This is a genomic window from Chitinophaga sp., from assembly GCF_035564935.1.
In the GTDB taxonomy this organism is placed as follows: Bacteria; Bacteroidota; Bacteroidia; order Chitinophagales; family Chitinophagaceae; genus Chitinophaga.
The window spans coordinates 1-11523 of record NZ_DATMTE010000657.1 but is presented as its reverse complement, the minus strand read 5'-3'; the positions used below and the strand labels follow the sequence as shown (position 1 = coordinate 11523).

The following is an 11523-nucleotide window of genomic DNA, read 5'->3' as shown; positions in this document are numbered from 1 at the left end:
AAGTGGAAGAAAGATTTGACGCTAACGTTACGTCATAGCCTACCTTTGTTTTCAACCAAACAGTTACTAAAGAGATGAAGCAGTATGCGGTAAATAAACTGGCGAAACTGGCAGGTGTGAGTGTGCGCACGCTCCACTATTACGACCAGATCGGTTTGCTGACGCCTTCTGTGCGTACCTCCGCGGGGTACAGGCTATATGGCGAAGCGGAATTACTCCGGTTGCAGCAGATCCTTTTTTACAGGGAGCTGGATGTAGCGCTGAAAGATATCAGCAATATTCTGGATGATCCCGAATTTGACCTGGTGCATGCACTGGAATCGCACCGGCAAATGCTGTTGTCGAAGAAAAACCGCATCGAAACTTTAGTAGCTACGGTGGAGAAAACCATCTTTCACTTAAAAAACAAAGTAAACATGAATGTAGAAGATTTATATGCAGGGCTGCCAAAGGAACAGGCGGAAGCCTGGCGCCGCGAGGCGAAGGAAAAATGGCCCGGGCAGGTAGCGCATGCAGAAAAGCAGTTACTTACCATGGATAAGGACAGCTACAGGCAACTGCAGGAAGGCTTCAAGGCCAACGGGGAAATACTGGCTTCACTGGCGGCAGCGGGCATGGATCCAGCGTCGGAGCAGGTGCAGCAGGAAATAGCTGTTCATTACCGGTATATCCTGCAGTTTTGGGGGAAAGCCGGTAACCAGGCCGCAGCCTACAAAGGTCTGGGTGATCTGCTGGCGAATGATGAACGGTACACGCAGGCAAATGGCGTAGCTAACCCGGCTTTCGGCAAATTTATGCAGCAGGCCATTCACTTTTATGCAGCACATAAATTGCAGTAAACAAAAACAGGGTACGGTGATAGGCCGTACCCTGTTTTTTATTTTTCAGAGAGATGTAATTACCAGGCGCCTAACTCCGACAGGACCGCATAGTGCGAGCCAGCGTAATTGGATGCGGTCACGATTTTGATATACTTAGCGGAAACAGTTGCCCCGAAAGAAATGTACTGTTTGCTGTTTACATTCGTCAGCGTATAGTTACCCCTTGGCGTATACGTGATGTTATCGGTGCTGGTGGATACCGTAATATCTTTTAATGATCCGTTCAGGTTGGCGCGTTGCAGGAATGCCAGTCCCTGTATAGACTGTATAGCGTTCATGTTTACAATTACCGTATGCGGATGCGCCGGCTGTACAGATTTCCATTGTGTATGCCATACTGTTGCCTGGTCGTTGTCCAACAGGTTTACGGCGGGGCCGTCGTCTTCCTGGCTGCTTACATAGGCAATGCTCCAGGAAGATTTATTCAGTTCATCTTTGGTGCTGATATCCAGCACCGGTTCGTTATTTACAAACGTATACGGGTAAGAGATTTCCGTGGAAGAACCGTTGGTATACAGGAAGCGGATGCGCAGGGCGTAGTTGCCTGTCTTTTTATGAAATTCACTGATAGGCATGCTCAGCTGGATACTGTCGCCGGAAGGCGCCGCTACCCATGGAACAGCATCATAGTCATTTCCTCCTTCCGGATCGTTATATACGTTTACGTTATTCACTGTTTGCGTGGATGAGAATTTCACTTTCAGCACAATATTTCCCCCGGTATAACTGGCTTTGATAATATTGATGGTAGTGTTACCGCCGCCATAAATACCTGTGGCGGTACTGGTGCGGAACACCTGCGAGTTATTGAGAATAGCGGCGCTGGCAGCAGTGAGGAAAGTAGGGCTTTTGCCGTAGGTGTAATTGCCGCTTCCCATGAGGGCGGTACTTTTGGCGGGATCGGCGGCTTCGGATACTTTTTCCTTGTTATGCGGCAGGTTAAGGCCATGGCCTAATTCATGCATAAGGCCACCGATCCATTTGGTAGCGCGGTTGCCCAGCGTGGTATTTTGCCCGAGATAACTGGTATCCATTTCTGCATAATCAAGTGCAAAGCACCAGCGGCCAAGGCCGTAAAAGGGTACGCCGCCGGGATCGCCATCGGAAGCATAAGTGCTGGCGGGCATGATCACCAGTGTGTGTTCACTGTGCTTGTCTGCCGGGTGTGCGGCAAACCACGTGTTCAGTTCACCGATAGCGGTATTGCCGCCGCCCTCGTAAGGGTAGCCTGTTTTGGGCAGCGCGCCTTTTACTACCGTGATCTTTACTTTACCGGAGGAATCCAGCCGTAGCCCGAAGGAACGGTCGCCGTAGCCGTAGTAGTTCATCCACTTGCCATAGAAATTTTGCCCTTGCAACAAAATACCGTTTAGGCGTTCCCGGTAGTTAACGATGGTGGCGCCATCGGAGGGCACAAAGTAAACAACGTTCAGATCGTACGCGCTGGGCGTAAGGCTTAGTAAACCGGACTTACTTTTGCCGGATACAGGCTGTAACTCCCCGCCCGGGGCTCGTTTACAGGCCATAAAAAGGGTAGGCAATAACAGCATGCCTGCTAACAGGGAATGAAGGTTTTTCCTTTTCATTGTTCGGATTTATTGATTAACAAAAACAGTAAGAATCAACAGATTTTGGTTTAAGGTTTTCCGGGTTACGCGGTGATGCGTTTCACATATTCAGGTAAACTAAATTAAGTAATTGTTTGAGAAAGGGAAAAAATAATTGGTTTTGCCTCAGAGGTGGGAATGACTGCGGGCCACGGTGTAACACAATCCCGCCGCTGGGCAAAATATTATTTTGAAAAAGCGGGGAAAAAAGGATACCGGAAAGCGCTGATGCAATTAAAGGAGTACACCAACAGCACAATGGCCGGATAATTAACCGTAAATATTCCCCAACCTCTTCCGGATATCAGATATTTATTGCAACTTACTCCCCTTAAACACTGATAACTTATGTTCAAGTACCTGTACCTGACAGGGTTGCTGCTGGCAACCCTGGGTTTGTATGCAACCCCTGCTGTTCCCAAAGCAGTTCCCGTTGAAGATTCAACCGCGCTTTACCAGCAAGCCCTTGATAACTATGTTGATTCTGTAAGCAAATCCTTTAAGTACGAAACCGGCACTATCATATTGCCGGGTGGCAAAGCCGAGATCCATGTACCGGCCGGCTTTAAATTCCTGAATAAGGAAAAGAGCCAGTATGTGCTCACCTCCATTTGGGGCAACCCGCCGGAAAATGGCAGTAAAACACTGGGAATGATTTTTCCCGAAAATTCAGATCCCTTTGCAGATAGCAGTTACGCTTTTATTATTGAGTTCGATGATATTGGATATGTGAAAGATGACGACGCCGAAAAAATTAATTACAGTGAAATGATGAAGGGGATGCAGGACGGAGAGAAGGAAATCAATGAAGCACGCGCTAAAGAAGGATACCCGGGCATTCACCTGATAGGATGGGCGCAGCAGCCTTTCTACGACAAGGAAAATAAAGTACTGCATTGGGCAAAGGAGATCCGTTTCGACGACCAGGAAGGTAGTCATACCCTGAACTATGAAATCCGCATCCTGGGCCGTCATGGCGTGTTATCGCTCAACGCGGTTTGTAAAATGAGCGAGCTCCCGCTGGTGAAAGCGGACATTAATAAGGTATTGCACATGGCTACCTTCACACAGGGAAATACCTACTTTGATTTTGATCCTAAAATGGATAATGTGGCGGCATGGTCTATCGGGGGACTGGTAGCAGGTAAGGTGCTGGCGAAAGTTGGTTTCTTTGCAATTTTGCTTAAGTATCTTGCCGCGGGGTGGAAATTCATAGCGTTGGGCTTTATAGCATTGCTTGGTTTTTTCAAGCGTCTTTTCAGCCGCAAGAAGGCGGAGAAGGAAAGCATTGTTTTTGCAACAGGAACAGGGGAACCGGATGCAGGCAATGGTAGCGGCGAACCGGATGGCTCCAGTGAAATAACGGATACAGCGGCTTTGCCTCCCGCGGAAAATGACCCGGAAGAAAAGCCCTGATTAAAACAGGAGAATATATGCAAGAAAGCCTGCGTGTTACTACGCAGGCTTTCTTTATGCAGGAACGTTGGTGTATGTTTTTCTCTTTTTTGAAATAAATGTGTTATTTTTTCAAAGAAGACGCTATGACCGGCGGCTTCCGGATTGTCAGAATTGATCACGAAAGGTATATTTTATGTCAACGCCAAGCGAAGCACTGGAACCAGCCGTACTTTTCAAAATGTACTATACCCGGCTTTGTTATTTTGCTTTTCAGTTCACCGGCAACAAAGACAAAGCCAGGGATATTGCCCAGGAAGCATTTGTAAGCTACCTGGGGCAACAGGGCCAGGTAAGCGCTCACCCGGTGGCCATTAAAAACTTCCTGTATACCACAGTACGTAATGCCTGTTTAAATGCTATCCGTCATGAGAAAGTAGTGGAGAAGTTTGCCGCTGCACAGGAAGGAACACCTGAAAGCGATCCTTCTGTGATATTAACCATCATCCGCTCGGAAGTGATCGGGGAAATAAACCGTGCCCTGGAAACGCTGCCGGAAGCCTGCCAGGCAATTATCAGGATGGGATATATCAGCGGGCTTAAGAATCAGGAGATCGCCGACCAGCTGAATATCAGTATCAATACCGTTAAAACCCAAAAGAAAAGAGGACTGTACCTGCTAAGGCAACGGCTTAATCCCGAAATTTACGCGGTGCTGTTCCTGTAATCTATCTCCCCAAAAAAAAATTATTTTTCTTTCACCCTTTTTTTCATCCCGCGTTTCTTTACCTGGTAAGCAACCTCTATGGAACAAGACCAGGATCTTTATAAATACGCCGGCCTGATTTTAAAGCATCTCCGTGAACAGGCATCTGTGGCTGAACAGCAGGAGCTGGAAGCCTGGCTGGACAAGGATGTACGGCGCCGGCAGTTGCTGGAATCCCTGCAACACAGGGAAACCCTGCGCGATGCCATGGCCTTCCATGATACCATTGATGTGGATGCCGATTGGCAGGCCGTGATGGCCCGCGCTACTCCCGTTGTTCCTGGCAAAAAAGTGGCATGGCGGCGTATGGTTGCATGGACCGCCGCCGCTGCAGTGCTTACCGCCGCTATCATCGCGTATAAATGGTATACACCGTTGCCCAAGCCGGCAAAAATGATGGCCGTTACATCGCTGCCAGTAAAAAACGACATCCTTCCCGGCAGCAGCAACGCCACTCTCCGGTTGGGCAACGGGCAAACCGTGCACCTGGGCAGCCAGCCGGAAGGTGCCATCAAAGAAGCCGACGGCACTACCATTGCACAACAGCCGGGCGGCCTTGTATACAATAAAACAAATGAATCACCTGCCACTACGCTGTTTAATACTTTATCTACCGCAAAGGCCGGGCAATACCAGCTTACCCTGGAAGACGGTACGCGCGTATGGCTGAACGCCGCGTCTTCCCTGCGGTTCCCGGTACATTTCAGCAACGGAGAACGCCGGGTGGAACTCACCGGGGAAGGATATTTTGAAGTAGCCGCAAGCCCGGATAAACCATTCAGGGTAATGGTGCAGAACATGGAAGTATTGGTGCTGGGTACCCATTTCAACGTGGGCGCTTACAGTAAAGCAGTAAAAACCACGCTGATCACCGGCGCTGTAAAGATCCGGGTAAAGGATGAACGCGACTGGCAGCTGTTGCCCGGTCAGCAGGCGGATGTGCAGGATAGCCAGGTGCGCATCACCACCGCTGATACGGAAAAGGCCATCGCCTGGAAAGAAGGCATTTTCTTTTTCAGAGATGATGACTTCCGTGAGATCATGAACCAGGTGGCACGCTGGTACGACCTTGATATCCGCTACACAGGCCCGCTGCCGGCAAAACGCATCAGCGGTAATATCAGCCGCCAGGCAAAGCTGTCGCAGGTGCTGGAAATGCTCAACTTCGTGAGCGGCGCTCACTTCAGGGTGAATGGGAGGGAAGTAACAGTATCAATGACAGAATAATATAAGTATAACTGGAACGTATATACGTAATATATATAAAACCTGTAACTAACAAAGACCAGAATTTAAAAGGATCAATCGCTATTAATTTAAAATTAAACCGATGATGAAAAGATCTATTTCCGCTTTCAGGCGGGATATACGCCTCCCATTGCCTGTAAAAATGAAGGTGGCTGTAAAGCTGACCACCCTGTTGCTTTTCCTTTGTGCACTCAGCGCGGGAGCCACCGCGTATGCGCAGAAAATTACACTGTCGGTAAAGAAAGTGCCGCTGCAACAGGTGTTTGATGCTATTAAGCAACAAACAGGCTATTATTTTTTATACAACAACGACATCCTGAAAAACACCTCGCCCGTTTCTTTAAACGTAAAAGATGCAGCCCTGACCACCGTGCTGAATCAATGCCTGGCCGGGCAGCCGCTGGAATACAAGATCATCGACCGTACCATTACCCTGAAGGAGGCGCCGCTGAAAAAAGCAACAACAGAACTGGTAGCGGATACATTGATCACCGGCAGGGTTACTGATGAAAAAGGCGCGCCATTACCAGGCGTAACAGTTGCTGTAGAAGGATCTGCACGGGGCGCCGTTACAGATGCCATGGGTAAATACAGCATACAGGTGCCGTCCGGCGCCCATGCACTGCTGTTTTCCTTTATCGGTTTTAATAAACAACGCGTGGAAACAGCCGGCAACACCACGCTGGATGTAAAGCTTACAGAAAGCTCCAAAGGTTTGTCGGAAGTAGTGGTAACGGCGCTTGGTATCAAAAGGGAAAGCAAATCGCTGGGCTATACAGTGGCGGAACTAAAGGGCGCCGATCTGTCTGAAGGCAAAGAAGTGAATGTTGCCAACGCCTTGTCAGGCAAAGTAGCGGGCGTACAGGTTAGTCAGCCTGCCTCCGGCGCCGGGGGCTCCTCCAAGATCCTGATCCGCGGAAACAACTCATTGCAGGGCAACAGTCAACCCCTGTACGTAGTAGACGGAGTGCCCCTCGATAACCAAAACATCGGCGCTGCAGGCAGTACCGGCGGTGTGGACTATGGCGATGGCATCTCCAATATAAACCAGGAAGATATTGAAAGCATCTCCATCCTGAAAGGGCCTAATGCCGCCGCATTGTATGGTCAGCGGGGCAGCAACGGGGTAGTGCTTATCACCACCAAGTCCGGCAGCTCCCGTAAAGGAATAGGGCTGAAATTCAGCAGCGATTACTCCATCGGCAACGCATTGGTAACACCCGATTTCCAGGACGAATACGGCCAGGGCCTCAATGGCGATTTTACGCACTTCCGCGCTACCGATGGTAAAGTATATACCATGGCGCAGGCGAAGGAACAGGGCTTGCAGGGCATGCCTAAAATGAGCGCAGGCCGCGACAGGATCGCCCGCAGCAGCTGGGGGGCGAAAATGGAAGGACAGGAATATGAAGACCAGTGGGGGAATATATTGAAACTCACACCGCAACCCGACACCTATAAAGATTTTTTTAACCAGGAAAAACAATTTGTTAATAATATCGCTGCGGATGGCGGAAACGATAAAGTGAATTACCGCTTCTCTTATTCCAATACACACGTTAACGGTTACGTACCTACGAATACGCTGGACAGGAATACCTTTACCCTTCGTACACAGGCGTTTCTTACGCCCCGGTTACAGCTGGACGCCAAGATCAACTACATCTCCCAGAAAGGTAAAAACAGGCCCACTCTTTCCGATGCATCCGATAATCCCGCATACCTGTTCATCAGCCAGCCAAGGAGTATGCCGTTAAGCACACTTGCGGACTATGCCTGGACCGCCGATGATGTGGCCAAACAATTTGGTTACAGCGGCGTAACGCCGGGACTGGAGAAAACCTATGCTACCAATAGTTCTACGGCTAATCCTTACTGGACAATTCATAAAACAAAAAACACCGATCAGCGCGACAGGCTCCTGGGTATGCTGCGGTTATCGTACGACTTTAACAAATGGCTGAAACTAACGGCAAGGGGCGGTACTGATTATTATACAGAAGAACGCCTGCGCTGGAGAGCCAAAGGCACTTACCAGAGCCAGAACAGGAATGGGGATATTGAAGACCGGGTGATCAGGGTTCGGGAAGATAACTACGATGTATTGCTGAATGGTAATTTCGAACTGAGCAAGGACTTCACCCTCGGGTTGAATGCAGGCGCCAGTCACCAGAAAAAGTTTATGCGTATGACCGGCAACACCGGTAAAGAATTTATTGTACCGGACCTGCATGTGATTAATAACACCCTTACCAACTCCTATCTTTTCGACTTGCAGGAGTCAGAAATAAATTCTGTGTACGGCTTCGGGCAACTGGCCTTCCGGAACTACTGGTTTATTGATTTCTCTGCCAGGAACGATTGGTCATCCACCTTATCTGCCAGCAACAACTCTTTCTTCTATCCGTCGGTAAGTACCAGTTTAATTATGACTGATCTGCTGAAGATGAACAACCAAATTGTGAGCTTCTGGAAGTTGCGCGGATCGCTGGCGCAGGCCGGCAGTTCCGGTAACCCTTACCAGCTTACCGGGGCGTACAGCCTGGATCAGTTCACACATGGCGGACAGCCGCTGGCATCTTTTACTTCCATTATTCCTGATCCCAACCTGAAAAATGAGCTCACTACCTCTGTGGAATTTGGTACCGATGTACGTTTACTGAACAACAGGCTGGGCATTAGCTTTACTTACTATAACGCCGCTACGAAAAACCAGATCCTGGATGTGCCGCTGCCGCCGTCCAGCAAATTTGAAGCGCGCAGGATCAATGCCGGCGAAATCCGCAACAAGGGAATAGAATTATCGTTAAACGGAACGCCTCTTAAACTGGCGAATGGATTTACCTGGGAAAGCATCTTTACGTTTTCCCGCAATAAAAATGAAGTGGTATCGCTTACTGAAGGCGTAGAAACATTTGTACTGGGCACCGATCGTGGTATCAACGTAATTGCAGCACCGGGCAAGCCTTTCGGCACCATGATAGGCACCGGTTTTGCCTGGCTGAAAGATGAAGCCGGCAACAGGTTGATAGATCCCGCTACCGGCCTGCCACTGCGCACACAGGGCCGGCAGCTGACAGAGCTGGGCAATGCCATGCCCGACTGGACCGGCGGCTTCTCCAATACTTTCCGTTATAAAGGTTTTGCCCTGGCAGCGCTGGTAGATATCCGCCAGGGTGGACTTGTATATTCACAAAGCAACCGGGAAGAACTGATCTATGGCACCACAAAGAAAACACTGGCAGGAAGGGATGGCAGCTATGTAGCCTCAGGCGTAATTGCTGAGAAAGATAATAGCGGCAACTGGGTAGGCACAGGCAAAGCCAATACCATGAAAGTAACGGCCCAGGACTACTGGAACGTAGTAGCCAGCGATAAGGAAAACGTAGTGTCGGAAGAAATGATCAACGATGCCAGCTATGTAGCGATGCGTGAAATCAGTTTAAGCTACGCCTTGCCATCAAAATTATTCTCCGGCAAAATTATCCGCAGGATGAATGTAGGAGTGTATGGAAGGAATCTTTTTTATTTCCAGCGGAAAACAGATGGCTTCTCACCTGAAGCTTCTTCTTTTAACGTAAATAACTCTTCTCTCGGTTTGGAATCAACGGCGCTGCCCATGATGAGGAGTTTTGGAGTGAACGTAAGCCTGGATCTTTAATCTTGAAAAAACGAAGCATATGAAAAACAAATCATCGATATACAGGAAAGCATTGGTGTTAACCGCCGGGCTGTTGCTGGGTGGCTGCACTAAAAACTTCAGTGATCTCAATACACCGCCTACTACCGTAACGAACATCGATCCCGCCTTACTTTTGTCTAAAGTGCAGAAAGATGCCGCTTTTTCCGAAGGCACGGAAACCGCTAATATACAGGTGGGTTCCTGGGTACAATATTGGGCCGGCGGGTTGGTGGCGCCTACTTCCCGCTATATTCAGCAACCCGATAATAATATGTGGGCAGCGCATTACACCCTGCTGAGAAACCTGGGCCAGATCCGCAACCAGGCATTAAAGGGAAAAGAGAATGATCCCACCGGCAGAACAAAGCTTGCTATTGCACGCATCCTTGAAATATTTGTATGGCAACGCCTCACAGATCTGTTTGGCGCCGTGCCTTTTTCACAAACCACGGAAGATGCTGCTAACGTAGATAACAAGCCGGTGTACGACAGCCAGCAGGCTATCTATGAACGCCTCATTGCCGATCTGGACGCAGCTATTGCCAGTATCAATTCCAGCGATGTATCATATGGTAACGCGGATTTCTATTACAAAGGCGCCACCGATAACTGGAAGAAATTCGGTAACTCACTCAAACTTCGCTTAGGCATGCGCATTAAATACGCAGCGCCGCAGCTGGCGGAAAAAACGGTGCGGGAAGCAATGAGCCAGCCGCTTTTTTCCGACAATAAAGATAACGCCACGGTACCTACTTTCAACGACGCACAAACTACCAACGCCAATCCCATCCTGGCGCAGTTTATCAGTGGCAGTCCTGATCTGAGGTACCTGGCAGCTGCTTTTGTAGCTACGCTGAATGATAAACATGATCCTCGTCTTACTTTTATTGCGGCGCCTACCGTTAATTCAAGGAACAGCGGCACACCTGTATACAAGGGTATTGGTGTGGCATTAACAGATGCCTTGTTATCCGGTATCATCAAAGATGATTACTCCACTGCTTCCATGACCACTTATTTCAACAGAACATTGGCTACTCCCATCCCTGCTTACGTATTTACTTATGCAGATGTTTGCTTCTTCAAGGCAGAAGCTGCATTAATGGGCTGGGGCGCCGCGCCATCGGAAGCTGAGAAGTTTTACCAGGACGGTATCAGGGCTGCCATGGCCGTGCAGCCTTATAACATAACAACCATTCCGCAGGCATATATTGATGCAGAGTTTTCACTTGCCGGACTGTCCACAGAAAAACAGCTGGAGAAGATCATGACACAGAAATGGATCATGCTGTTTGGACGCGATTATGAAGCTTATGCCGAATGGCGCCGTTCCGGCTATCCCGTTTTAACACCGGGCCCCAACCAGGGATCCACTAATGGAACCATTCCCCGCAGGGCTGTATATTCCTCACTGGAAGCCCTGCTGAATACAGATAATTATAAAAGCGCCGTATCTGGTCTTGCCAACGGCGACTCTTACCTATCGAAGGTTTGGTGGGATCAGAAAAAGTAAATAATGTTCCCGGAAGAAAGGGCTGCCTGCACACAGGCGGCCCTTTTGTTTTTCACCGGCATTTACCGGTAAAAAACTTGCTTTTACCGGTATGATGATGCCATTAACCCATTTGTGCTAGGCCGAAGTAAACCAACCGCCTATTTTCGTATTCATATCCAAAACCACATCGTATGAACGAAGCATATGAAATGAATGCGATCAAAGCGGCTAATAATGCCCTCTATCACGCGTTCCGGACGCTGGATTTCCGGGGCGCTTCCGCAAATCTTACGGAAGATTGCGACTACATCACTTTTAACGGCATGCACTTAAAGGGACGGGAAGAATACATTAGGCTGCATGAACAGCTGATGAACAATTTTATGTTCAAAGGAGCCCGGCTGCATGGTCAGATCCAACAGGTGCGTTTCCTTGATGAAAACGTAGCG

The 11523-nt window shown here is 48.9% G+C and carries 8 protein-coding genes; 7 read left to right on the top strand and 1 reads right to left on the bottom strand.

Annotation, left to right across the window (positions count from 1 at the left end; all coding sequences use genetic code 11):
* The first annotated feature begins 74 nt into the window (after positions 1 to 74).
* Complete coding sequence (locus VN105_RS16955; RefSeq protein WP_325642716.1) at positions 75 to 839, top strand: MerR family transcriptional regulator; 765 nt, start codon at positions 75 to 77, stop codon at positions 837 to 839.
* Positions 840 to 898: 59 nt separating this feature from the next.
* Here VN105_RS16955 and VN105_RS16950 read toward each other — a convergent pair whose 3' ends face one another.
* The gene (locus tag VN105_RS16950) at positions 899 to 2467 is read right to left on the bottom strand and encodes a discoidin domain-containing protein (RefSeq protein WP_325642715.1); all 1569 of its coding nucleotides are present in this window, start codon (positions 2465 to 2467) and stop codon (positions 899 to 901) included.
* A 369-nt stretch (positions 2468 to 2836) separates the two neighbouring features.
* Between VN105_RS16950 and VN105_RS16945 the strand changes: the two genes are divergently transcribed.
* The 6 genes from VN105_RS16945 to VN105_RS16920 form a co-directional block, all read left to right on the top strand.
* Entirely contained in the window at positions 2837 to 3904 is a 1068-nt protein-coding gene (locus VN105_RS16945) for a DUF2167 domain-containing protein (RefSeq protein ID WP_325642714.1), read from the top strand.
* Positions 3905 to 4079: 175 nt separating this feature from the next.
* The gene (locus VN105_RS16940) at positions 4080 to 4610 is read left to right on the top strand and encodes an RNA polymerase sigma-70 factor (protein WP_325642713.1); all 531 of its coding nucleotides are present in this window, start codon (positions 4080 to 4082) and stop codon (positions 4608 to 4610) included.
* A 78-nt stretch (positions 4611 to 4688) separates the two neighbouring features.
* Positions 4689 to 5876, top strand: coding sequence for a FecR family protein (locus VN105_RS16935; protein ID WP_325642712.1), 1188 nt, complete (start codon positions 4689 to 4691; stop codon positions 5874 to 5876).
* A gap of 103 nt (positions 5877 to 5979) precedes the next feature.
* A complete protein-coding gene (locus VN105_RS16930; RefSeq protein ID WP_325642711.1) occupies positions 5980 to 9558 on the top strand; it encodes a SusC/RagA family TonB-linked outer membrane protein in 3579 nt (1192 codons plus the stop codon).
* A 19-nt stretch (positions 9559 to 9577) separates the two neighbouring features.
* Entirely contained in the window at positions 9578 to 11092 is a 1515-nt protein-coding gene (locus tag VN105_RS16925; protein WP_325642710.1) for a SusD/RagB family nutrient-binding outer membrane lipoprotein, read from the top strand.
* A gap of 173 nt (positions 11093 to 11265) precedes the next feature.
* A partial coding sequence (locus VN105_RS16920; protein ID WP_325642709.1) for an SgcJ/EcaC family oxidoreductase occupies positions 11266 to 11523 on the top strand: 258 nt, incomplete at its 3' end.